The organism is Parahaliea mediterranea (assembly GCF_003402235.1).
In the GTDB taxonomy this organism is placed as follows: domain Bacteria; phylum Pseudomonadota; class Gammaproteobacteria; order Pseudomonadales; family Halieaceae; genus Parahaliea; species Parahaliea mediterranea.
In genome coordinates, this window is the sequence record NZ_QEWO01000001.1 from 951,688 (window position 1) to 974,746 (window position 23,059).

20 protein-coding genes are annotated in these 23,059 nt (G+C 65.2%); 9 read left to right on the forward strand and 11 right to left on the reverse strand.

What is annotated here, in order from left to right; all coding sequences use genetic code 11:
• Positions 1-94 precede the first annotated feature (94 nt).
• Positions 95-376 carry a hypothetical protein gene (locus DDZ17_RS04040; RefSeq protein ID WP_116364629.1) on the reverse strand — a complete coding sequence of 94 codons (282 nt, stop codon included), beginning with the start codon at positions 374-376 and terminating at the stop codon, positions 95-97.
• Positions 377-619: 243 nt separating this feature from the next.
• On the opposite strand from DDZ17_RS04040, the gene DDZ17_RS04045 reads away from it, so the two are divergent.
• The 9 genes from DDZ17_RS04045 (at position 620) to DDZ17_RS04085 (ending at position 7,092) form a co-directional block, all read left to right on the forward strand.
• Complete coding sequence (locus tag DDZ17_RS04045) at positions 620-1,063, forward strand: hypothetical protein (protein WP_157976429.1); 444 nt, start codon at positions 620-622, stop codon at positions 1,061-1,063.
• Positions 1,041-1,262: a hypothetical protein gene (locus tag DDZ17_RS04050; protein ID WP_116364631.1), complete on the forward strand. Its 222-nt coding sequence runs from the start codon at positions 1,041-1,043 to the stop codon at positions 1,260-1,262. Before DDZ17_RS04045 ends, DDZ17_RS04050 begins: the two co-directional genes overlap by 23 nt.
• 68 nt (positions 1,263-1,330) lie before the next feature.
• Positions 1,331-3,223, forward strand: a complete 1,893-nt coding sequence (locus tag DDZ17_RS04055; protein WP_116364632.1) for a DUF3604 domain-containing protein — start codon at positions 1,331-1,333, stop codon at positions 3,221-3,223.
• A gap of 20 nt (positions 3,224-3,243) precedes the next feature.
• Positions 3,244-3,690: a DUF2721 domain-containing protein gene (locus tag DDZ17_RS04060; RefSeq protein WP_116364633.1), complete on the forward strand. Its 447-nt coding sequence runs from the start codon at positions 3,244-3,246 to the stop codon at positions 3,688-3,690.
• Positions 3,691-3,751: 61 nt separating this feature from the next.
• Positions 3,752-4,438: a type II secretion system protein GspG gene (locus DDZ17_RS04065; protein ID WP_116364634.1), complete on the forward strand. Its 687-nt coding sequence runs from the start codon at positions 3,752-3,754 to the stop codon at positions 4,436-4,438.
• A gap of 44 nt (positions 4,439-4,482) precedes the next feature.
• Positions 4,483-4,899, forward strand: coding sequence for an alternative ribosome rescue aminoacyl-tRNA hydrolase ArfB (gene arfB, locus DDZ17_RS04070; RefSeq protein ID WP_116364635.1), 417 nt, complete (start codon positions 4,483-4,485; stop codon positions 4,897-4,899).
• A 113-nt stretch (positions 4,900-5,012) separates the two neighbouring features.
• A complete protein-coding gene (locus DDZ17_RS04075) occupies positions 5,013-5,192 on the forward strand; it encodes a PLDc N-terminal domain-containing protein (RefSeq protein ID WP_116364636.1) in 180 nt (59 codons plus the stop codon).
• A gap of 4 nt (positions 5,193-5,196) precedes the next feature.
• Complete coding sequence (locus DDZ17_RS04080) at positions 5,197-5,922, forward strand: SIMPL domain-containing protein (protein ID WP_116364637.1); 726 nt, start codon at positions 5,197-5,199, stop codon at positions 5,920-5,922.
• 6 nt (positions 5,923-5,928) lie between these two features.
• Complete coding sequence (locus tag DDZ17_RS04085; protein ID WP_116364638.1) at positions 5,929-7,092, forward strand: glycosyltransferase; 1,164 nt, start codon at positions 5,929-5,931, stop codon at positions 7,090-7,092.
• Positions 7,093-7,095: 3 nt separating this feature from the next.
• Here DDZ17_RS04085 and DDZ17_RS04090 read toward each other — a convergent pair whose 3' ends face one another.
• From DDZ17_RS04090 to DDZ17_RS04135, 10 genes are all read right to left on the reverse strand, one after another.
• On the reverse strand, positions 7,096-8,427 hold the full coding sequence (locus DDZ17_RS04090) for an HlyD family type I secretion periplasmic adaptor subunit (protein WP_116364639.1): 1,332 nt from the start codon (positions 8,425-8,427) through the stop codon (positions 7,096-7,098).
• Positions 8,424-10,142, reverse strand: a complete 1,719-nt coding sequence (locus DDZ17_RS04095; protein WP_116364640.1) for a type I secretion system permease/ATPase — start codon at positions 10,140-10,142, stop codon at positions 8,424-8,426. The genes DDZ17_RS04090 and DDZ17_RS04095 overlap by 4 nt, the downstream gene beginning before the upstream one ends.
• A 51-nt stretch (positions 10,143-10,193) precedes the next feature.
• A complete protein-coding gene (locus tag DDZ17_RS04100) occupies positions 10,194-12,047 on the reverse strand; it encodes a calcium-binding protein (protein WP_116364641.1) in 1,854 nt (617 codons plus the stop codon).
• Between the two features lie 34 nt (positions 12,048-12,081).
• Positions 12,082-14,910 carry an autotransporter family protein gene (locus DDZ17_RS04105; protein ID WP_116364642.1) on the reverse strand — a complete coding sequence of 943 codons (2,829 nt, stop codon included), beginning with the start codon at positions 14,908-14,910 and terminating at the stop codon, positions 12,082-12,084.
• A 298-nt stretch (positions 14,911-15,208) separates the two neighbouring features.
• On the reverse strand, positions 15,209-17,656 hold the full coding sequence (locus DDZ17_RS04110; protein ID WP_116364643.1) for a TonB-dependent receptor: 2,448 nt from the start codon (positions 17,654-17,656) through the stop codon (positions 15,209-15,211).
• Between the two features lie 149 nt (positions 17,657-17,805).
• Positions 17,806-19,413, reverse strand: a complete 1,608-nt coding sequence (locus DDZ17_RS04115; protein WP_116364644.1) for an AMP-binding protein — start codon at positions 19,411-19,413, stop codon at positions 17,806-17,808.
• A gap of 1 nt (position 19,414) precedes the next feature.
• Positions 19,415-20,611, reverse strand: coding sequence for a lipid-transfer protein (locus tag DDZ17_RS04120; RefSeq protein ID WP_116364645.1), 1,197 nt, complete (start codon positions 20,609-20,611; stop codon positions 19,415-19,417).
• Positions 20,608-21,033 (reverse strand): MaoC family dehydratase, encoded by a 426-nt coding sequence (locus DDZ17_RS04125; protein ID WP_241505777.1) that lies wholly within the window; start codon positions 21,031-21,033, stop codon positions 20,608-20,610. Before DDZ17_RS04125 ends, DDZ17_RS04120 begins: the two co-directional genes overlap by 4 nt.
• Positions 21,030-22,097 (reverse strand): acyl-CoA dehydrogenase family protein, encoded by a 1,068-nt coding sequence (locus DDZ17_RS04130; protein WP_116364646.1) that lies wholly within the window; start codon positions 22,095-22,097, stop codon positions 21,030-21,032. The genes DDZ17_RS04125 and DDZ17_RS04130 overlap by 4 nt, the downstream gene beginning before the upstream one ends.
• Positions 22,097-23,059, reverse strand: a complete 963-nt coding sequence (locus DDZ17_RS04135; RefSeq protein ID WP_206613429.1) for a bifunctional MaoC family dehydratase N-terminal/OB-fold nucleic acid binding domain-containing protein — start codon at positions 23,057-23,059, stop codon at positions 22,097-22,099. Before DDZ17_RS04135 ends, DDZ17_RS04130 begins: the two co-directional genes overlap by 1 nt.

A 23,059-nucleotide genomic window follows, 5' to 3' on the forward strand; every position in this document is an offset into this window, starting at 1 on the left:
CCTTGCTTGTTGTCGTGCCGTCGGGACGCGCTTCCAATGAGGGGAAACAGTCCTCGATGATCAGGGTGGCGGGCACGCGCCCGCCAGAGGGCAATCAGGCGGTGAAAACAGGGGGCGCACGAATGTGCTGGTGGGTAAACGCTCTGCTGAGCGGCGCCGGCACCCACGCAGCCGGCGGCCGCAGGTGGGCCCAGGCTCGCGCCAGCTGGGGCCGGGGCGCTTGCAGGGCAAGGGTGTCGTCCGGGCCACTGTCGCTGCTGCACTCCTGGCCGATGGCGTCCAGGCTGGTGCCCCAATCTGCGCCCTGTGAACTGGCCGAGGCCGTCACCACCCCCAGGGAGGCGAGCAGCAGAACGATGGATAAGAGACGGGTCACGCTTGGGCAGCATCTTGCAGTGGTGGTTGAGCTTGGAGTGTCACCCACTGTGATAGTTCCCGGCAAGTCCAATTTCCCGGTAGGTGCCCCGCTTGCCTACGCCAACCTGGCTCCCGCGCAGTCCCCCGACAGGGCCAGCCCCGCCAGGGCAGGCAAAAAGTTCACCAGCAGGCTTGCAACTGATAATCATTCTCATTATTTTTATCGAACATATGCCCAATTAGTCTGATGAAGAGCCCGATAATGAAAACGTCCTTTCTCTGTATGCGCCACCGGCGCTGGCTGTGCAACGACCCTGCGGCGGCCCTGTACACCTGGTTACAGTGCTACGAACAGGGCCTGCGGCTGGAACAGCAGGGCCAGCCCGCACCGGCCATTCGCCAGGCCGGTTGCGCCATGGAAACCGCCGAAATCCTGCTCTGCGGGCGCCGCTGCCCGGAGCGCGACGACATCACCCGCTTCACCCACAGCGCCCTGCTGCTGGGCCGTCTGCTGCAGCGCCAGGGGGCCTTTTCCCGCGCCGCCCACTACGCCCACGGTGCCATCGACACCCTGCAGCAGTGCCTGGCCGCTGGCCTGAGCGAAGTGGGCGCGGTGGAAGCCTGCGAGCAGCTGGCCCCCCTCACCGCCCCGCCGCCGGGGGTGATCGACATACAGGCCCGCCGTGCCGCGCGACAACTGCACTGACCCGCCGCCGGGGCCGCAAACCGTCCAGCTGGAATTGCCACTGGCGGTGCTGTGCCGCCTGCTGCAGGAACGCAGCCTGGCCGCCTGCGAGTTTCGCTGCCTGGATATGGCGTCGCACCAGGCCGGCTGCTGGGCGGTCAAATCCAGCTGCAAGGACTGCCCGGGCCACCCGGGGAGCTGCAAGAAAGGCAGGGGCTAGCCCCCTGCCGGGCCAGTACCGTTATACTGCCCTCACAATAACAGCCACCACCCACAGCGAGTACTGCCATGACTGCCTTACACGAATGCCGTCAATCGTCTGCCACCACCGGGTTTTCCGCCCCCGCCAAACGTTTCCACTTCACTCAGCTGGCCCTGGCCATTGGCACGGCCCTTGCCGCTACGCTGGCAGCAACCAGCAGCCTGGCGGAGCCGACCGGGCCGACGCAAACCCAGGTGTATTTTGGCGCCGTGCACGTGCATACCAGCTATTCCTTCGATGCCTTTACCAACGGCACCCTGGCCTCCCCGGCCGACGCCTACCGCTGGGCCCAGGGCGAAGCCATTGCCGGCGGTGGCGGCGGCCCGGACCTGAAGATCGGCGCGCCGCTGGATTTTTACGCGGTGTCGGACCACGCCGAGTGGATGGGCGTTTTCAAACTGATGGAAGACCCCGACAGCCCGATGAGCCAGCATCCCCTGGCCCCGCGCATCACCTCGGAGGACCCGCAGGTGGCCATGGGCGCCTTCGGCGAGGTGCTGCAGGGCTTCAGCGAGGGCAAGCACGACCCGACCCTGGACAACCCCGACATCAACCACAACGTGTGGCTGGACATCGTCAAAACCGCCGACGCCTACAACCGCCCGGGCGAGTTCACCACCTTCCCGGCCTTCGAGTGGACCTCCAACCCCCAGACCCGCAACCTGCACCGGGTGGTGCTGTTCCAGGATTCAGACGGCGTGCCGCAAACCGCCCTTTCGTCGCAGGAATCCAGCGACCCCGAACACCTGTGGCAGTGGATGGACAAACAGCGCGAAGCGGGCGCCACCCTGCTGGCCATTCCCCACAACGCCAACGCCAGTGACGGTTTGATGTTCTCCCTGCAGACCTTCGACGGCGAACCCCTGACCGCGGACTACGCCGCGCGCCGCCAGCGCAACGAACCGCTGTACGAGATCACCCAGATCAAGGGCACCTCGGAGACCCACCCGGAGCTGTCGCCCAACGATGAGTTTGCCAGCTTTGAGCTGTGGGACTACCTACTGTCCACCGAGGGCGCGCGCCCCGAGCACCGCCGTGGCAGCTACGCCCGCCAGGCCCTGCTGGACGGCATTGCGTTAGACGGCCAGGGCAAGGGTAATCCCTTCGCCTATGGCTTCATCGGCGACAGCGATACCCACAACGCCGCCGCCACCCACGAGGAATACAACTACAGCGGCAAGTTCGCGGTAGAGAACAGCCCGCGCCAGCGCCTGCACGGCCTTCCCGGCCAGCCCGAAGCCCAGACCCAGGCCATCCGCGAATTCAGCTCCGGCGGGCTGGCAGCGGTGTGGGCCGAGGCCAACACCCGCGAGGCGATTTTTGGCGCCATGCAGCGCCGCGAGACCTACGGCACCACCGGCCCGCGCATCAAGCTGCGCTTCTTCGGCGGCTGGGCATTCAGCACCGCTGACGCCACCCGCCCCGACTTCGCCGACATCGGTTACCGCAAGGGCCAGCCCATGGGCAGTACCCTGCAAGGCGCACCGGCAGAGGGCGATGCTCCATCGTTCCTGGTGTGGGCAGCGCGGGACCCGGCCAGCGGCAACCTCGACCGGGTGCAGGTGATCAAGGGCTGGGTGGACGCCAAGGGACGCCAGCACGAGAAAATCCACAACATCGCCTGGAGCGGCGAGCGCAAGCTGGACGCGCGCGGCCAGCTGCCACCGGTGGGCGACACCGTCGACGCCGCCAAGGGCGATTACAGCAACAGCATTGGCAGCCCCCAGCTGTCCGCCTACTGGCAGGACCCGGACTTCGACCCCGCCGAGCGGGCCTTTTACTACGTGCGGGTGCTGGAAATTCCCACCCCGCGCTGGAGCACCCGCGACGCGGCCAGCCTCGGCGAGGCGGTGCCTGACAACCTGCCCACCAGCATTCAGGAGCGCGCTTTCAGCTCACCCATCTGGTACACCCCGTAAAGCTGCTGCACAATAACTGGATGGAAAATTCTGTTCAGTTACTGGCCTCCATCATCCAGCTGGCAGTGGCCCCGGTATTTTTACTGGCGGGCATCGCCGGCTTTCTCAATGTCATGTCGGGCCGCCTGGGTCGCATTGTCGACCGGGCCCGCATTGTGGAAATTCGGGTGAGCACCGTCACCGAGGAGCCGCGCCTGTCGATGGTGCGTATCGAGCTGCGCACCCTGTGGCGGCGGGTACACCTGATCAACTGGTCCATCGGCATGTGCACTGCCTCGGGGCTGCTGGTGTGTAGCGTTATCGTGAGCCTGTTTGTCGGCCACCTCTGGGATCTGCACATCGTCGAGGTCGTCATCGGCCTGTTCATCCTCGCCCTGTTTCTGCTGATCATTGCCCTGGTGCTGTTTTTGCGCGAAGTCCAGCTGGCTACGCGGATCCTGCACGTGGGGCGCGAGTTTCCCAATTAGCCGCCGGGGAATTTCCCCGGCCACCTCCTGTCACAGCATCACAGCGTTTCGAGAATTCCCTATGTTCAAGCACCTCCTGACCACCCTGCCCCTTGTCTCCCTGCTCGCCGCCTGCAGCGACCCGGTGGAGGACGCGCGGCAGGCCGTGACCGCCGCCCTCGGGCCCAAGGGCACCACCGAAGTTTCCGATGCCGTTCACTACCGCTCCGGTGCCGTGTGCGGGCGCTACGAGCGCTTTGACCGCTGGGGCGAAAGCAGCAGCCGGCGCAGCTTCATCTACCTCGACGGCGAGACCATGATCCGCCCCAGCCAGGACGACCTCACGGTGTACTGCACCGACAACCCCAAACTGGTGGTGCAGGAAAAGCTCGGTATTCCCCTCACTGGTGATGGCGCTGAACAAACCGCCACCGTAGCCGGGGACCTCAGCACACTGGCCGAGGCACTGGAGCGCTACTTACAGGACAACGGCAGTTACCCCTCAACCGAGCAGGGGCTACAGGCGCTGATCAGCGAACCCGAGAGTTTCCGCCCACTAAAGAACTACCCGGCGGGCGGTTATCTTGACGCCCTGCCAAAAGACCCGTGGCAGCAGCCCTATCAGTACGAAGGGCCCGCCTGGGGCGGTGTTAAAACCCCCTACAGCCTGTGGACCTTCGGGGCCGACAACGCGCCGGGGGGCAGCGGGGCCGCCACAGACATCAGCGCCAAGCATCTGCAGTACCTGGCCTTTGCCGCCGGGCTATAAGCACCGAACGCGCAAGGCAACTCACCGGTAAAAAGGGAGGCAGTGTGTTAGCAATCGCCCCGGGCATCGCCATCCCGGACGACGACATCGAGCTTTCTGCCATTCGCGCCCAGGGCGCGGGCGGGCAGAACGTGAACAAGGTGGCCACGGCCATCCACCTGCGTTTCGATATCCGCGCTTCCTCCCTGCCCGATGCGCTGAAGGAACGCCTGCTGGCCTCGGCTGACCGACGCATCAGCAGCGACGGCTGCGTGGTGATCAAGGCCCAGCGCCACCGCACCCAGGAAAAAAACCGGGCCGACGCCCTGGAGCGGCTGGCGGAGCTGGTGCGCAGCGCCAACCATGTGCCCAAGGCGCGGCGCGCCACGCGGCCAACCCGCTCTTCCCAAAAGCGCCGCATGGACCAAAAAAACCGCCGCGGGCAGGTTAAAAACCTGCGCGGCAGGGTGAGCGACGACTAGGGGTACATCATGGCGCTTGTAGTTCGGGCAAACCCCACTATAGTTGAACTGGAGCCTGCCACCGGCCCTTGCCGGTACAGCTGGCATGACGATATGACGCACAGGAGAACACCATGAACATAGAGGTTTCCGGCATTCTTGGCCTGCTGATTCTGATCGCTGACATCTGGGCCATTGTCAACGTACTGCAATCCGGGGCAGACACGCTGAAAAAGGTTATCTGGATCGTGGTTATCCTGGTGCTGCCGGTAATCGGCCTGATCCTGTGGTTCCTGTTCGGACCAAAAGGATAGCGCCATGTCACCGCGTGTCTTACTGGCGGGCTGGCTCTTCTGCTGGGCCGCTACAGTGTCGCTGCCGGGCCTGGCGACAGAGGCCCAAACCGGGCGCATCCATGTCAACGGCGAGGGCAGCGCCGCCCTGGCCCCGGACATGGCAACGCTGCAGCTGACGGTCACCCGCGAGGGCAAGACCGCCAGCGACGCGCTGGCCTCGAACACCGAGGCCATGCGCAAAGTGATGGCTGCCATGCGCGATGCCGGCATCGCCGACAAGGATTTGCAAACCAGCCAGTTCAACATTGCGCCGCGCTACTCGCGGGTGGACCCCCGCGCCGGGGATGAACCGGGCCCGCGGATTATCGGCTACCAGGTGCGCAACGGCCTGACCGTGCGGGTGCGTGACATCGCCCTGGTGGGCAAACTGCTGGACACCGCGGTGCAGCAGGGCGTCAACGAGGGCGGACAGATCACCCTGGGTAACACCGACCCCGCCGCCGCCATCGACAAGGCGCGCCAGTTGGCCATGCGCGATGCCCTGGACAGGGCCCGGGTGCTGGCCAGCGCCGCCGGGGTAAAAACCGGGCAAATCCTTGAAATTCACGAACAGAGCTTTCAGGGTGGCCCGGCCCCCGCGCCCATGTACCGCATGAGCGAAATGGCCTTGGCCGATGCCGTACCCGTGGCCGGCGGTGAAAACGAATACCGGGTCAACGTGAGCCTGACCATCGCCATCCAGCCCTGAGCGGCCTTGGCCAGGCTACTGTGCATCTGGGAGCTGGGGGGCGCCAGCGGCCACCTGGCCAACCTGTCTCCGTGGCTCCGCGAAGCGGCCCGGCGCGGCCACCGCATTACGCTGGCCACCCCGGACAGGCCCCGTGCCGGCCAGTGGTTTGCCGACCTCGACATCACGCTGGCCGAGGCACCCCGCCCCCCTGCCCCGGGCCGCCCGCCGGCGGCCCAGCAAATGTCCTTCACCCAGATCATGCTGCACCGCCTGGGTGGCGCCCGGCAACTGGCACCGCTGGTGGCGCACTGGCAGCGCCTGTTTGATGAGGTCCAGCCGGACCTGGTGATCTACGAGTTTGCTCCGGCGGCCCTTATCGCCAGCCTCGGCGGGCCCTGGCAGAAGTGGATTGTGGGCAACGGCTTCACCCTGCCGCGCATGGATCTGCCCTACTTCGGCCTGTTCCCCCGCATTCGCAACACGCCGGGCAATGCCCGGGCGCTGGCCAGTGCAGAGGCCGAGTGGCTGGCCCTGGTCAATACGGTGCAGCCCAGCGCCATTGCGCACCCTGGCGACGTATTTGCCCAGGCCGACCAGCAACTGCTGATGACCCTGCCGGAACTCGACCCCTTTGGCGCCCGCGCCCGGCCAGACTACCTCGGCGTGTGCGCCCCCGGGCCCGGTGCCGCACCCCGCTGGCCGCCAGGCAATGGCCTGCAGGTGGTGGCCTATCTGCAACCCTTCGCCGGCCTGGCGCTGCTGCTGGAACAGCTCCAGCGCCAGGGGGCGCGGGTGCTGGCCTACGCCCCCGAGCTGCCCCCCAGCCAGCGGCCGGACCTGCCGGACCTGCGTTTTGCCGACGCCGCCCTTGATCTGGAACAGGCTTTGGCCGGGGCGGACCTGGCCATCACCATGGGCAACCACACCACCACCGCCCAGGCCTGGCTGGCCGGGCTGCCGCTGCTGGTAATCCCCAGCGGGTTGGAGCAGTTCTACACGGTGCGGCGCCTGGTGGATGCTGGGCGCGCCGTGGGTGCGCGCCCCGATGATCTGACCCCCGAGACGGTGGGGGCCGCGCTGGCGCTGGCCCGCCAGGGGCGCTTCAACAGCCCGCCAGAGCAGCGCCGGCGCATGGGTGGCGGCCTGCTGGCGGAAACTGCAAGCCGACTGTTTGACCAACTCGGCTGAGCTTCAATCCTCGATGAACGAGCGCGCCATCACATTGCTGGCCGGCTGCATCAGGTATTGCAGCAGGGTGCGCGAGCCGGTGTTGATCAACACCTCGGCCGGCATGCCCGGCACCAGCCGCAGCCCGGCCATGCGGGCCAGGCTGTCTGGGTCCACCTCCACCTGGGCCAGGTAGTAGGGTTCGCCACTGCTGGCATCCACCAGGCGATCTGCGGAAATGCTCACCACCCGCCCCTCGGCAATCGGCGTGCTGGCGCTTTTGAAGGCGCTGAAGCGAATGCGCGCCCGCCCGCCGGTCTGCACCCGGTCGATATCCACCGGGGAGATTTCCGCGTCCACCATCAATTGCTGCTGCTCCGGCACAATATCCATCAGCGGCGTGCCCGGGCGCACCACGCCACCCACCGTGTGCACCGCCAGGCCCAGTACCACCCCGCTGACCGGGGCGCGAATGACGGCCCGGGCCACCTTGTCTTCCACCGCCCGCAGGCGTTCATTCACATCAAACAGCCTGGACTGGATGCCCTCCAGTTCGTCCACCACCTCGCTGCGCTGGTAGCGTTCCAGCTGGATGATCTGCAGCTGGGTCTCACCGATGCGGATGCGGTTGGCCGCAATCTCCGACAGCGCCTCGGCGTTCTCCCCCACCAGGCTGGCGTAGGCCCGCTGCACTTCCGTCAGGCGCTGCTTGCCGGTAAAGCCACGCTCCTGCAGGCTTTGCAGGTCTTTTATTTCGGACTCGTAGGACGCCAGCAGGCGGGCGTTGCTGTCGCGCACCGCCTCTACCCCGGCAATCTGCGATTGCAACTGCTCCACGCGCTGCTCCAGCACCTGCCGCTCGCCGCTGTTGGCGCTCATCCTGGCGCTGAAAATCTCGTTCTGCCCGGCAATGGCAGACGCCACGCGCGGGTCATCCAGGGCCAGAAAATCCGCCGGATACACCACCGCCGCCAGCGCATCGCGCTCGGCCAGCAGGCGCGACTCCAGCGCCCGCAGGGCAATGTACTGGCCGCGCAGCACCTCGCGCTCGGCGCGAAACTGGGTGGCATCCAGCACGATGAGGGCATCGCCCTCGCCCACCATCTGGCCTTCGCGCACCCGGATTTCATCCACAATGCCCCCCTCCAGATGCTGCAGGGTCTTGCGGTAGTTCTTGACCGTCACCACCCCGGGCGCCAGGGCCGCGCTGTCGAGCGGCGCCAGGGCGGCCCAACCACCAAACACCACGAACACCACAAACACGATGGCAGCGCCAATACGGCGATAGCGGGTATCGGAGGTATCCAGCGGCGCGCCGTTGACCACGCCCGCACGACTAACCAGGCCCGCATTCATGGGCTCACCGCCGTATCGCGCTGGCCGCCGCGCGCCCGGGCCTGCAGGGCCTCAAGCACCTCGCCCTTGGGGCCAAAGCGGGTGATGCCGCCATTGCCCAGCACCAGCAGTTTGTCCACCGCGCCAAGGATGGTTTTGCGGTGGGAGATCACCAGCACCGTGGCGCCGCGCGCCTTCTGCGCCTTCAGCGCGGCAATCAGGGCCAACTCGCCACGGTCGTCCAGGTTGGAGTTGGGCTCATCCAGCACCAGCAGGCAGGGGTTGCCGTACAGCGCCCGGGCCAGGGCCAGGCGCTGGCGCTGGCCGGCGGACAGGGCGCTGCCCCCCGGGCCAATCTGCATGTCATAGCCGCCGGGCAGGCTGAGTATGGCCTCGTGAACCCCCGCCTGGCGCGCCGCCTCCACCACGGCGCCGGCATCCACCGGGCCAAAGCGGGCGATGTTCTCGCTCACCGAGCCTTCGAACAGCTCCACATCCTGTGGCAGGTAGCCCACGTGGGGCCCCAGTTCCTCGCGGTTCCAGGTAAACACATCGGCCCCATCCAGGCGCAGGTGGCCGCCAGTTACCGGCCAGATGCCCAGCACCGCCCGGGCCAGGCTGGTTTTGCCGGAGCCACTGGGGCCAATCACCGCCACGCTGTCACCGGGCTCGATACGGAAGTGGATATTGCGCAGCACCAGGTTGCGGGTGCCGGGGGGCGCCAGCGACAGCTTCTCGGCGCTGATCAGACCCGTGGGGGCCGGCAGGCTCATGCGCTCGGGCAGCGGCGGAATCTGCTGCAACAGCCCCCCCAGGCGGCGGTAGGCCAACCGCGCCTGCACAAACTGCCGCCAGCCGGCGATCATCTGGTCCACCGGGGCGAGGGCGCGGCCGAGCAGAATGGAGCCGGCGATCATCATGCCCGGGGTCAGGCGCTGCTCGATCACCAGATAGGCGCCAAGGCCCAGCACCAGCGACTGCACGGTAAGGCGGAAGGTGCGCGACAGTGATGCCAGCAGGCCAGTGCGCCCGGTGCGGGCAAGCTGCGCTGCCAGCAAGCCGCGGTAGCGCTGCTGCCAGCGCCCGCGGATATCGATGAGCATGCCCATGGCTTCTATCACCTCGGCATTGCGCAGGTTTTTCAGCACATAGGCGTCCAGCGCAGCGGACTCCTCGCCCATTTCGGCCTGAACGTCGCGCCCCAGGCGCGCATTCAACGCGGCCAGGGCCAGCAGCACCAGGGCCGACAACAGCCCCACCAGGCCAAACAAGGGATGAAAGCCGTACATCACCAGCAGGTACACCGGCAGCCAGGGGGCATCGAAGAAGGCCAGCAGCGCGCTGCCCGACAGGTACTGGCGCAGCACACTGAGGTCGGCCAGGGGGCGCGCCTGGGCAGACTGCCCGGCCGTGTACAGCGCCTGGCGGAACGACACCTCGAAGGCGCGGTCTTCCAGCAGGGTATCGAAGCGGGCGCCCACCCGGCTCAGTATCTGCGAGCGCACCCACTCCAGGGCGCCGATGGTGGCAAACAGCAGTAGCGCCACCAGGGTCAGCATCAGCAGCGTGGGCAGGCTGGCACTGGGGATCACCCGGTCGTACACCTGCAGCATGTAAAACGCCGGCGTCAGCAGCAGCAGGTTGATGGCCAGGCTGAAACCCAGCACCACAAGCAACGAGGCCCTGCACAACTGCAGGGCCTGTTTCAGCTCGCTGGTATCTGCCCGCCCTGTCACTGGCCCGGCGATAATACGATCCGCCGCGGGTTCAAGAATGCTCTACCGCCATCAGGGGATTTGATCGGGCGCAATATCGTTAAACCACAGGTCATACTGATCGTCGTTGAAGATGAATATGCCGGTCCCGCTGCCATCGGCGTCCGGGTCGGCGTACAGGTCTTCCTTGGTGAGCTCACGCAGGCTGTCATAGGCAACGCCATTGCCGTCTTCCACCCCGTTGATGGTGAAGAACAGGTCATCGCCGGGATGGAAATTCCCGTCGGCGTTGGCATCCACATACACGGCGATCACATCATCGGCAAAGCCCGAGGGCCGCCATTCGACACTCACCGCGCGATCAACCCCGGCCTCGGCATCAAAGAAAAAATCATCGATGGCGGGGTCTTCGGGGTCGCCGAAGCTCTCAATGGTGAAGTTGCCGTACTCATCCAGCGTGGTGAACAGGATATCCTCAATGGCCGAAGGGTTGTCGTCTCCCAATTCCAAGGCCGTCAGGTCAAACTTGTCCTGGCCGCCAGGCCCGCCGTTGTCCTGGAAGGGGGTGAGTTGCAGGTCGAAGAAGCGATCGTAGAGCAGGCCATCGTTGAAATTCACCGAGTCGCCGGGGGCGTCGTAAACCACCTCAAAGGATATCTCGCCCTCGCGGCTCTCCACCAGGCTGCTCCAGCGGAAGTTGAGGTTCATATCGTCATCGCCGGACTGAGCCTGGTCGATGGCGATAATGACATCGCGCTCGGTGATGCCGGCGGTGATATCCACCAGCGTGTAGTCAAAGCTGAACTGCGATTCGGCATCGCCGACGAGGTTGACCACGGCCTGGTTGTCCGTGTTGGTGTCAAAGAGGATATCGAAAAGGGTGCCGGGATCGGTGATCATGTTGCTGGATCCGTAAATCACCACCAGGTCGTCGGCGCTGAAGTCCTCCACCCGGTTGGGGCTGTCGGCATCGGCCACACCGGTGCCGGTATAGACGGTCCGCTCGAACTCGCCACCTTCGCCATCGGGCACCATGATGCCGGTGCGAATGTTGTAGTCCTCGGCCAGCACAAAACGGTCCCGGCCCGCGCCCCCGGTGAGGCTGTCGGCCCCCTCGCTGGCAAACACCAGGTCATTGCCGGCGCCGCCATCGAGTCTATCGTCGCCAAGGCCACCAAAGAGCAGGTCGTCGCCCCCTTCCGCGCCGGGCTCCGGCTCTTCAAAATCACCGAAAATCAGGTCGCCCGGGTCGTTCTGACTGAAGCCGGAGCTGACATAGAGCATGCCAAACAGCAGGTCATCGTCTGCCCCGCCCTCGATCAGTTCCTGCCCGAGGCCGCCAAACACCGCATCTTCGCCATCACCCGCGCGAAACACGTTGCTGCCGAAATAAAGAACGCCCTGGTCGAAGGTATCGTAGCCGGTGAAGACATTGTCGCCGCTGTTACCGATGAATTCGTAGCCGCCGTACAGGGTGCCGGGGTCGTCGAAGGGCGCCACGGTGTTCAGCGCCACATTCAGTTCGGCGCTGCCGGTGCGCGAAAAATCGAGCACGTTGATCCCGGCGCCAAATTCGAAGCCGAGGCTGTCGTTTTCACCGATCAGCCGCCCCCCGTCGGCCACCTCGTAAACGCTGCCGTGGCTGTCGATCGTGGCGTTGGTGAGCTGCAGGTTGGTAAAGCCCGACACCGCAGACGCCGGCTGGAATACGTCGTAGTCGCCAACCGCCAGCCGGCTGCCGGGCGCGCCGATGCCGGTGGCTGTGAGGCCGGTGAGCGTCACCGACGACACATCCAGGCTCTCGAAGCTGAAGGTCATGCCCAACAGGCTGCTGAGCTGCTGGGCAATGTCGGCCAGGTCAATCGCCTCGGTGATGGTGAGCCCCAGGGTGCCAAACGCGGAATCGGAAAGTGTCAGTGATGCCATGATGTATTACCTGTAATCGTCCCCGGTGCCTGCGTTAGAAGCGCGCTTCCCAGCGCGCGCCGATGGACAGGATTTCGCCATTGAGATTGTCGTAACTGCCCAGGGTCTGGTAGTTGATAAAACCGCTGATGCCGTGGATAAACTGCGCGGCCACGCCGGCCCCGTACACCATGTAGCCGGTGTCCGGGTCGTCCGCTTCAATCATCATGCCGTTGGTATCGTTGAATTCACCCAGCGGGTCGTTGGCAAAGCGATAGCGCACGCCGCCGGCGGAATCCTCGAACTCGCGGGTGTATTCCACCCGCAGGTAGGGGGTGATCACCCCCCAACTGGGCAGGAAGGTGTAGCTGATCTGGCCGCCGGCGCTGATGCTCATGGACTCAAAGGCCTGCTCGTCGATATCCAGGTTCCAGCCCCCGGCGCCGGTTTCGCTGAAGGGGTCCACTGCGCCGTCCAGGTAGAAGAAGCGCACCAGCGGGTCGACATTCAGCCCGCCCCAGTTGAAGTTGTAGCCGGCGTTGAAGCTGATGTAGTACTCGTCGCCATCGGAGGAGCCCTCCGCCACCCTATCCACCGTGCCGCCGAAGTCGGTGTAGACGATGTTGCGCTCGGTTTCCACATCTGCCCAGCCGTAGCTGAGGATGCCGTCGATATAGCCGCTGCCGGAATACAGGCTGCCGTACACCGCCAGGGAGTAGTTGTCGGTGCGGGTCTCACCGCCGTTGTTGGCGAACTCCACATCCGACTGGCCGACACTGATGGAGGCGCCGGCAAAGACATTGTCGGTGATGCGGTAATCCGCCCCCACGGTGAGGGACTGGGCGTCAAAATCAAAGCCGGATTCCAGTTCGGTGGTGTCCTGGTCGCCGAAGTTGAGGTCGCCGCGCACAAACAGGCCCAGGCGGCTGTAGTCACGCAGCAGGTCTTCGCCACCGCTGTTTTCATCGGCGCTGGCGCCAAGGCCCATGGCAGACAGCCCCTCGGCCAGGGCGTTCTCGATATCCGAGCCGCTGACCAGGGTATCCCCCGCCCGCACGTTCAATCCGGCAATGCTGATGCCCTTGGCCTTACCCTCGCGCATGCGCGAAATGCGCGCGCCAATGTTGCGAAAGCGCGAGAAGGACAACACGCGGAAGGCCTTGCTGATGGCGCTGAGCTCTTCCGGGGTGATGGCGCGCAGGGCATCCAGTGCCTGCTTGGCGGTGGTGCCCTGGGCCCGCAGGTTGGTGCACAGGTTCAACAGGTCCGTCTGGTCGGCATCACCCGGCTCCAGCGTGGGGCACAGTCGGTCGATACGGCGGGAGGTACGCAGCTCATTGGACGAGGCATTGGCCAGTACCGAGGTGCCATCGGCATCCACCTTGTTGGTCACCCCGCCATCGGCCTGGCGGTTGGCGTCCACCTGCAGGCGCACCAGCGCCGGTGCCGACTCCAGACCCTCTGGGTCATCCAACGGGCGGTCGCGCACCTTATAGCTAAAGGAATCCGGGCCGGCGTAGCCGGCAAAGGGCCGGTAGCGGAAAGTACCGTCCTGGTTGAGCTGTAGCTCGCCGTTCTCCGGCGGTGTCACCAGAATGGCGATCAGCGTGTCGTTGTTCGGATCCTGGTCGTTAATGAGCAGGTTGCCGTTGCTGTAGTCACCCTCGAAATCGTCCTCGCTGGCCACCGGCGGCAGGTTGTCGTCGGGCAGCTGCGCGACGAGGGACACCGTGGCAACGTCGCTGAGCGACGTGCCATCGGAGGCGCGATAGGTGAAGCTGTCCGGGCCGGTGTAGCCCGCTTCCGGCGTGTAGGTGAAGGTGCCGTCGGCATTCAGCTCCACCACGCCGCGGCTCGCCTGGCTCTCCAGCACGGCGGACAGCGGGTCGCCGTTGTCGTCGCTGTCGTTGGCCAGCACATTGCGGCCGGCATAATCAGCGCCGAAGTTGTCATCCACCGCCCGGGGGCCGGTGTTCACCGGCTCATCAACCTGCAGGGTAACGGTGGCAATGTTGCTGTCCAGCTCGCCGTCGTTGGCCAGGTAGGTAAAGCTGTCGCTGCCGACATAGCCGGGGTTGGGGCTGTACTGCACGCTGCCGTCGGGGTTCAGCACCAGGGTGCCGTTGCTCGGCCCAGATACCAGCACCGCGCTCAGGGTGTCGTCGTCCGGGTCGGTGTCGTTGGCGAGCACGTTGGCCCCGGCAAAGCCGGTACCTAGGTTGTCATCCATGGCCACCGGCGCGCCATTGGCGGCCTCCACGGTGAGGGTCACAATCCCCGGGCTGGTGCTGTTGTTGGTGCCATCAGACGCCTCGTAACTGAAGGTCACGTTGCCGCTGAAGCCTGCCGGCGCTGTATAGACGAAAGTACCGTTGGAATTGAGCACCACACTGCCCACGTTGGGCGGGCTCAGCAAGGTGGCCACCAGCGGGTCACCGTCCGGGTCGATGTCGTTGGCCAGCACATTGGCGCCGACATAGTTAGTGCCGAAGTTATCGTCAACAGCAATGGGGGCTTCGTTTATGGCGCCGCAGCTGGTGTCGACGGTGTTGTAGTAGGTGTTGCTGATGGCCACGATGGGCAGGCCGACGACGTTGTCGTTGGCGTCAAACAGGGCCAGGCGAACGTCGTAGTTTAAGTCGCCAGCATCGTCGAAGGCGTAGGTGAGGCAGGCCCCCTGCCCGGTGAAGGGAGACAGCAACACGCCCGAGCTGCTGCCGGTGTCCTCAAAATCCAGCACTTCAACGCGAACAATGGACGGGTCGCCCAGTTGCTGCGCCTGATCCCGCCCCACGGTGACTGCCGCCGCCTGTACCGCAACTGGCAGCACCGCGCCCGCCAACAACAAACCCGCTGCCCACGCGGACGCTACACGCTTACCCATGACTCTTCCCCTGTACACCGTGTTATCGGGCGCCAGTGGCAAGCGCCCGTGACTAAATCCATTTATCGGTTGGTACTATGCCATCACAGTATTGTCACGATTACCGCAAGGGTCAATGCACATTGCCGCCTGTGCGCAAGATTTCGCCACTGCCCGCTCAAAACGCCCACTGGCTCACAGCTTGAGCCCCTGTTCCCGGGCTTTCCCCTGGCTTTTTACCGCAAAACGCAAGCGGCCCGGAACCCCGGGCCGCCTGGATTGCGCCTTCGCACCGGCCCTTTGGCCAGGCGACCGCCCGCTAGCGGAACTCGTACACCACGTCCACACCGTAGGTGCGCGGGCGGCCGTAGGTGTTGCCGGCAAAGCCCAGGGTGCCAAAGTCAATGCCCCACTCGCGGTACTCCTCGTCGGTGGCGTTTTTCACCCAGCCGGCAATGCGCAGGTTGCCCTTGTCGCCAAGGGCGATGTCTTTCAGGCTCACCCGGGCGTTGACCAGCGTGCGGTCATCCGCGCTGTCGAACTGGTACTGGAAGGGGTGGAAGGTAAAGCCGTCGGTGTACACCACATCCACCCGCGCCGACAAGGCACCCCAGCTGAAGGGGTCGAAGTCGTATTGCAGGCCCAGGCTGCCGCTGTTTTCCGGCGCCCGGCTGACGGTGGTGACATCGGCAATATTCTCCTCCATGTCAGTAGCCGGGTTGCGGGCCAGGTACTCGTCAAACTCCGCATCCAGGTAGCCGTAGGTGGCCTCCAGCATCAGGCCCTGGGTAATCAGCGCGGTGAGCTCGATTTCCAGGCCCTGGTAGGTGGCCTCGCCGGCGTTGACGATACGACTGGAAGCACCGCCCGAGCCCGCTTCGAACTGGGCCACCTGGATATCCTGGTAGTCGTTGTAGAACAGCGCGGCGTTCAGGCGCACCCGACTGTCGAACCAGTCCGACTTGAGGCCAAGTTCGTAGGAGAACAGCTCCTCCTCGTCAAAGGGGGTTTCCCAGGAACTGAGGGTGGAGGCCCGGGAGTTAAAGCCACCGCTGTTGTAGCCGGTGGAATAGGTGCCGTAAACCCGGGCATTGTCGCTGAAGGCATAATTCAGGGTCAGCAGGTAGCTGATGTTGTCCCAGGTATCGCTGTTAGTGAAGCGCTCGTCAAACGAGGTCTGGCCAATACTCTCGTTAAACAGGAAGCCGTCGCGGTCATCTTCGGTGTAGCGAATACCGGCGGTCAAATCGAGGTTGTCGGTGAAGGAAAAGGTCGCCTGGCTGTAGGCCGCCCAGGATTCGGTGGTCTGGCCGTAGATAAAGTCCACCTGGCCGTTCAGGTTGGGGTCGGCCCCCGGGGACGGGAACGGCAGGGGCAGGCGCTGGCTGCCCTGGCACACCGGGCCGGCGCCGGGAATCTCCGGGCAGTAGCCGGCGGCGGCATAGGCTGCATCCAGCGCGCCGCCCAGCAGGAACTGGATCGGCAGGGAGAAGGTCTGCGGGTTGCTCTGGTAAATCTCCTCCCGGTACTGGTAGTAGCCCACGGTGTACTGCAGGCGATCGTCGAAGGCATCGCCAATGATCTGCACCTCGTTAGTGGTCAGCTCAATGCTGCCCTCGTCGATGGTGGCGTGAAAGCCCGGGGTGGGAATCTCCATGCCGCCGCCGTAGAACAGGTCCCGTGCCGTCAGGGCACCGCCGTCCAGGTCGGTGGAGCCGTAGCCGGAGCTGGTATCACGGTTGGCGAAGATGTACTTGATGGTGAAGGGGTCCAGTTCCCAGGCCACGGTGAGGGTGTTGCCGGTGACATCCAGCCACTCCTCGGTGACCCCGTCCAGGGTGTAGTCCTCGCGCCGCTCGTCCGGATCGCCCACCGAGGCCGCCATCTGCTGGTACAGTTCACCCCCCAGGAAGGTATAGGGGAAGGGCGTGTCGGTAAAGCCGTTGTAGATGCTGTTCTTGACCGCAGATATCTGGAAGGGCGTGGGCACCCCGGCGTTGTTGGTGCGATCGTACACGTAGTCGACGGTGATGCTGTCGGTGGGTTCAAAGCGTAGGGCAATGCGGTAGGCGTCGTTGTTCTCGCTGCCCAGGTCGCGCTCGCCGCCGGGGAAGTCGTTCTCGGCCCAGCCGTCGTAGTCCATGGTCATGCCGGATATCTTGGCTGACATCATGCCAATTTTCGGCAAGTCCAGTGACACGGCGGTGCGCTGGTAGCCGTCATTGCCCAGGTTGCCCTCCAGTTTGACGCCAAACTCCCCGGTGGGCTTGACGGTGGTGACGTTGAGGGCGCCGCCGGTGCTGTTGCGCCCGAACAGGGTGCCTTGGGGGCCACGCAGCACTTCCACACTCTCCAGGTCGACAATGTCGAACACGGCACCCACGGTTTTGCTCATGTAAACGCCGTCGAGGTAGAAGCTGGTTTTCGGATCCACCATCAATGAGGTTTCGCCGCTGCCCACGCCGCGAATGTAGATCGACATGTTGGAATTGGATGAGGGCTGCTTCTGGATATTGGTGTTGGGGGCCAGGCCGCCAATATCGGTAATGTCGTAAATACCGAGGTCGGCGATTTTTTCAGTGTTGAAGGCGGTCACCGCGATGGGGGTGTCCTGCAACATGGTCTGGCGCCGCTGGGCGGTGACCACGATCTCCTCCAGCATGAGTTCTTGCCCGAGGGCAGCAGGGGCCTGGCTGGCGCCAGCCAGGGCCAGGGCGGCGGCGAGGGGTGTCAGAGTACTGCGGGTACTACGGCCGAGATATGACATAGTGTTGCTCCAATGCTTTTATTTTGGGTTATTGAAACGTACTTCGTCGATCTGCTGTTCCGCTCAGCGATGTTGCTTCCTTGTTATGTTGTGGCTACTGCTATTGCTCTCCATTCACGGTGAGAAAGCGGGGTTTAGCGCCCCGACTCCTAGCGTTTTACCTTGAACCCGACCGCCCGCGCATCCCACGTTTGGGGGGTGAGGCCCCGTTCACGCAGGCGGAATTTCTGCACCTTGTTGGTAGGTGTATACGGCAACTGTTTTACCGTTTCAATGTAGCGCGGCACAAAAAAGTAGGGCGCGTTGTCATTGACAAAACGCGCCAGCACCTCGGGTTCCAGGCGCTCTCCGGGCTTTAGGATCACGTCCAGCTTGATCTCGCTTTCGCTGTCCAGTTCGTCGCTGGGAATGCCGTAGGCCGCGCAATCGGCAATGGCCGGGTGCTTGCGCACCGCCATTTCCACTTCAAAGGTGGAGATGTTGCGCCCCTTATAGCGCACTGCGTCTTTCTTGCGGTCGCAAAAATAGTAGTAGCCCGCCTCGTCGCGCCGGGCCAGGTCGCCGGTGCGGTACCACTCGCCACTGTAGGCGGCGGCAGTGGCCTCGGGGTCGTCAAAATAGCCGTTGAAAATGCAGTGGGGCTGGCGCGGCCTGACCCACAGTTCGCCGGGCTCGCCCACCGGCACGTCCTCGCCGTCGTCGCCCACCAGGCGCACATCCACCCGCGATACCGGGGTGCCACAGCTGCCGGGGGGCACTTTGCTGCGGTCACATTCGTCCTGGTTGATGACGGTAAATGCCTCGCTCTGGCCCAGGCCCTGGGGCATCAGCTGCACACCAAAGCGCTCGCTGAAGGGGCCGGCCAGCTGCGGCGGCATGGGCACAGCCATCAGCTTTTTCAGGCAGTGGTCGGCATCATCGGCCCTGGCGGGTGCGTTCCACAGGAACATGTGCATGGCCCCCAGGGTGAAGCTCTGGGTGGCGCGGTAATAGTCCACCCGGTCCCAGAAGGTGGTGACCGAGAAGGCCGAATCCATGGCCAGCGGCACCCCGGCCAGCATGGCGCGAAATACTGAGGTGACCCAGGCGGCGGAGTTGTACAGGGGCAGCACCGAGTAAATGATATCGCCAGCTTCCATGCCGAACTGGTTGTTGGCCGAGATCACCGCGTCGAACCAGACGTTGTGGCTCTGCATCACGCCCTTGGAGCGCCCGGTGGTGCCAGAGGTCCACAGTACGGCGCAGGTATCGCCGGCACTGAAACCGCTCATGTCCGGCTCTCCGGCACCGGCCTCGTAGAGCTGCGCCAACGGCTCGGCGTCCGGCAGCGCGTCGCTGTGGCCGGCGCTGGCCATGGCCAGCTCACCCAGCTTGTCGCGCACCTCGGCCACCCGCGGCGCGTGTTTGGCGTCGGTCACCAGCAGGGTCGGGCGGCTGCGCGCAATGCTGTCGCTGAGCCAGTCGCCCTTGTAGTCGCTGTTGATGGGCACCCACACCGCCCCCAGCTTGTTGGCGGCCAGGGCCAGGAAGATCACATCGGGGGTTGAATCCATGTAGAAGGCCACCCGCTCGCCAACGGCCAGGCCGCGCCGCGCCAGCCCGGCGGCCAGCTCGTTGACCTTGTCGTTGGCCTCGGCGTAGGTGTAACGCTCGCTGTCGTAAAGCAAAAACGGCGTGTCGCCTATGGCCTGGGCCTGGTCGCGCAGGGCCCGACCCAGGTGGCGCTGGCTACGTTCGGGGTAATCGATCAGGTGCATATCAGGAGGCTCCTCCAAGAATCAGTCCGCTGGTGGGCACGCCGGTGCCAGCGGTCACCAGAATGTGCTCCAGGCCCGCCACCTGGTTGGCCGCTTCGCCGCGCACCTGGCGCACCGCTTCGGCCACGCCGTTCAGGCCGTGAATATAGGCTTCGCCCAGCTGGCCGCCGTGGGGGTTGACCGGCAGCTTGCCGCCGCGCAGGTGGTGACCTTCGCGCAGGAAGTCGCAGGCTTTGCCGCGCTCGGCAAAGCCGAACTCCTCCAACTGGGGCAGCACAAAGGGCGAGAAGTGGTCGTAGAGCACCGCCGCCTGCATGTCGGCGGGGCCAAGCCCGGACATGGCATAGAGATTGCGCGCCACTTCGCCCATTTCCGGCAGCCCGGTCAGGCTCTTGCGGTAGAAAGAAGTCATCATGCGCTGGTCGTCCGCCGCGCCCTGGGAGGCGCCGCGCACCAGCACCGGGGGCCGCTTCAGGTCTTTGGCGCGCTCGGCGGAGGTGATCACCATGGCCACCGCGCCGTCGCTTTCCTGGCAGCAGTCCAGCAGGCGCAGGGGCTCGGCAATCCAGCGCGCCGCCTGGTGTTCCTCCAGGGTGATGGGCTGCTGGTAGAACCAGGCCTTGGGGTTGGTGGAGGCAAAGTCGCGCCCACCCACCGCCACCCGGCCGAAGTCCTCGGTGGTGGCGTCGGTTTCGTGCAGGTAGCGCTGGGCGAACATGGCAATCCAGCTGGCCGGGGTCATCAGCCCATGGGGGAAGTACCAGCCAAAGTCCACTGTCTCGAAGGCGTTGGGGTCTTCGGTGAGCAGGCCACCCTGGCCAAAGCGAAAGCCGGAGCGCTCGTTCATGGCCCGGTACACCACCACCACGTCGGCCACCCCGGTGGCCACCGCCATGGCGGCGTGCATGACCGGCGCGCAGGCCGCCCCGCCGCCGTAGTGGGCGCGGGAGAAAAAGCGCAACGCGCGCCCACCAATCAGGCGGTGCAGTTCAATCTCGGGGTTGTTGTCCATGGTGTAGGTGGCCATGCCGTCCACCTCCACCGGGTCGATGCCGGCATCGGCCAGGGCGGCCAGAATGGCCTCTACGCCGAGCTGGATTTCGGTGCGCCCGGACTGCTTGGAAAATTCCGTGGCGCCAACCCCGACGATGGCGGCCTTGTCGCGAAGGAAGTGATCGCCCTGCCCTTGCTTGCTCATGCCGCTGCCTCCTGTGCCAGGGTCAGTTCCACGCTGCCGGTCACGTGATAGCCCATGCTGTTTTTGCCCTTGATATCCAGCACCACGCGGCCACTGCCACTGTCCACTTCCAGCACTTCGCCGCGGAAGGTCATAGTGTCGCCGGGGTAGTTGGGCGCGCCGAGCTTGATGGCGACTTTGCCAAGGCGCGCCCGGGGGCCGGCCCAGTCGGTGACATAACGCCCCACCAGGCCGTTGGTAGTCAGGATGTTCATGAAGATGTCCGGCGAGCCCAGGGCCTGGGCCCCGGCCTTGTCGTGGTGGACGTTCTGGTAATCCCGGGTGGCGATGGCGGCGCCCACAATCAGGCGCGGGGTAATGTCGATAACCAGCTCCGGCAGGGTGTCGCCCACCTTCACGGCATTCAGGGTAAGCTCGTTCACTTGCGTCCTCCGATGGCGGAATGCAGGGCCAACTGCTCGCCCATGGCCGCGGCGGTGTGCACCGCGCCGCCCTGGCTGAATTCCAGTTGCTTGGCCCAGAGAAAATAGCGATGGATCGGGTAGTCAATGTCGGCGCCAATGCCGCCGTGCAAATGCTGGGCGGTGTGGCCAACCCGGTGGCCGGCCTCCGCCGCCCACCACAGGGCGGTGGCCGCCTCCAGGGTGGCATCCTGCCCTGTCTGCAAACGCCACAGGGCGCTCTCGGCGGTGGCGCGCAGGGCTTCAATGTCGATGTAGCCATCCGCCGCCCGCTGCGACACCGCCTGGAAACGGGCCAGGGGCTGGCCAAACTGTTGGCGCTCCACCGTGAAGGCCGCGGTGCGCGCCAACGCCTCTTCTACCACTCCCAGTTGCAGCATGGCGGTCAGTGCCTGCAGGCGCTGGCGCAGCCGGGTGCAAGCGTCGCCGCCGCCAAGCACCCGGGCGCTGGCACGCTGCAATGTGATGCGCGCCGCTGGCAGGTGGTTGGTGGTGAGCTGGGCATCGCGCTGTATCTCGTGCTGGTCAAGCGGTATCTGCACCAGGTGCTCACCGGCGATGGCGATGAGGGCATCGGCGTCACCGGCAAAGGGCACGGAAACGAGTTCGCCGCTCACGACGACCTTAGCCCCATCGCTCGCCCCATCGCTCGCCCCATCGCTCTGCGCTGCGTCCTCAAGCGTCAGGCCGCTGTCGGCACAGGCCACGCTGTAGCCAGCGCCGGATGCCAGGCGCGATGCGCCTGCTGTATCGCCGCCCTCGGCCTGGGCCAGGGCCGCCACCGTGGCCGGCAGCAGGGGCAGCGGTGCCAGCACCGCGCCCATTTCCTTCAGCACCAGCCCGGCACCCAGCAGGCCAAAGCCGGCACCACCACTGTGTTCATCCAGCGCCACGCCCAGCAGGCCGGCCTCGGCCAGGGTTGCCCACAGGTCCGGGGCGGCCTGGCCGTTGCTGACTTTGTCGCGGAAGATCTGCTTCGCCAGAGCGGCTATCGCCTGCTGGTCGTCGCTGTAGGTGAAGTCCATCAGCAGCCCTCCAGCGGGCGGAACTGGTGCAACTGAAAGCCCGGCTCCACTTCGGCAAATTCCACCTGGACCGGCATGCCAATGCGCACATCGTGGCGCGATACACCCACCAGGTTGCTCACCAGGCGGGTGCCCTCTTCCAACTCCACCAAGGCAATCAGGTTGGGGTAGTCGAAGGGGGGAATCTCGGGGTAGTGCATGGTCACAAAGCTGTACACGGTGCCGCGGCCGCTGACCCGCTGGGGCGTCCACTCCAGCGACTGGCAGTGGGGGCAGGCCGACGACGGCGGGTGGCGCAGGGTCTGGCAGCCGCCGCAACGCTGCACGCGCAGCTCGCCGGCTTCCACGCCTTCCCAGAAGAAGCGGGTGTCTTCATTGCGCACCGGGCGCATGCGGCGCACTGCCGGCGGCGCACTGCCGGCCTCTACTGGCGCGGCGGCTTCGTCCCGGGCGTGGGGGGCAAATTTAAAAACCCGGAAGCGCATGGTGCCCACCACTTCGTCGCGCTGGTTGTAGTAGGTGGACAGCTCAGTGACAAAAAAGCCCACCCCCAGGGCGGTGCTCTTTTGCTCGGAAATGGATTCGATGGTTGAGCGGTGGTAAAGGGTGTCACCCTCGCCAACGTACTGGGTGTATTCCTGCTCGCAGTTCACCGCCACCACCGCGGGGTAACCCAGTTCCTCCAGCGCCACCAGCACTTCGAAGGGGTCACTGGTGTCCGAGCCTGGCGGGCGCGCTTCGCGGTAGCCGCGCATGGTCCAGGCCTGCAGCATGGTGGGCGGGGCCACGATGCCGTCAAAACCTGCAGCGCGAGCGGCGTCGGCATCGTGGTAGATGGGGTTGTCATCGCCCAGGGCTTCGCACCAGTGGCGGATCATCGGGCGGTTGACCGCATCCCAGCTGCGGTAGGGGCCGCGATCACCGCCCAGGTAGGCGGAGAGGTCGGGGGTCGCGTCAGACAT

Coding starts and splice junctions, on each gene's coding strand:
- DDZ17_RS04045 (WP_157976429.1), top strand. CDS start 620: ATGAAAACGTCCTTTCTCTGTATGCGCCACCGGCGCTGGCTGTGCAAC.
- DDZ17_RS04055 (WP_116364632.1), top strand. CDS start 1,331: ATGACTGCCTTACACGAATGCCGTCAATCGTCTGCCACCACCGGGTTT.
- DDZ17_RS04060 (WP_116364633.1), top strand. CDS start 3,244: ATGGAAAATTCTGTTCAGTTACTGGCCTCCATCATCCAGCTGGCAGTG.
- DDZ17_RS04065 (WP_116364634.1), top strand. CDS start 3,752: ATGTTCAAGCACCTCCTGACCACCCTGCCCCTTGTCTCCCTGCTCGCC.
- DDZ17_RS04075 (WP_116364636.1), top strand. CDS start 5,013: ATGAACATAGAGGTTTCCGGCATTCTTGGCCTGCTGATTCTGATCGCT.
- DDZ17_RS04080 (WP_116364637.1), top strand. CDS start 5,197: ATGTCACCGCGTGTCTTACTGGCGGGCTGGCTCTTCTGCTGGGCCGCT.
- DDZ17_RS04090 (WP_116364639.1), bottom strand. CDS start 8,427: ATGAATGCGGGCCTGGTTAGTCGTGCGGGCGTGGTCAACGGCGCGCCG.
- DDZ17_RS04100 (WP_116364641.1), bottom strand. CDS start 12,047: ATGGCATCACTGACACTTTCCGATTCCGCGTTTGGCACCCTGGGGCTC.
- DDZ17_RS04105 (WP_116364642.1), bottom strand. CDS start 14,910: ATGGGTAAGCGTGTAGCGTCCGCGTGGGCAGCGGGTTTGTTGTTGGCG.
- DDZ17_RS04110 (WP_116364643.1), bottom strand. CDS start 17,656: ATGTCATATCTCGGCCGTAGTACCCGCAGTACTCTGACACCCCTCGCC.
- DDZ17_RS04115 (WP_116364644.1), bottom strand. CDS start 19,413: ATGCACCTGATCGATTACCCCGAACGTAGCCAGCGCCACCTGGGTCGG.
- DDZ17_RS04120 (WP_116364645.1), bottom strand. CDS start 20,611: ATGAGCAAGCAAGGGCAGGGCGATCACTTCCTTCGCGACAAGGCCGCC.
- DDZ17_RS04130 (WP_116364646.1), bottom strand. CDS start 22,097: ATGGACTTCACCTACAGCGACGACCAGCAGGCGATAGCCGCTCTGGCG.
- DDZ17_RS04135 (WP_206613429.1), bottom strand. CDS start 23,059: ATGTCTGACGCGACCCCCGACCTCTCCGCCTACCTGGGCGGTGATCGC.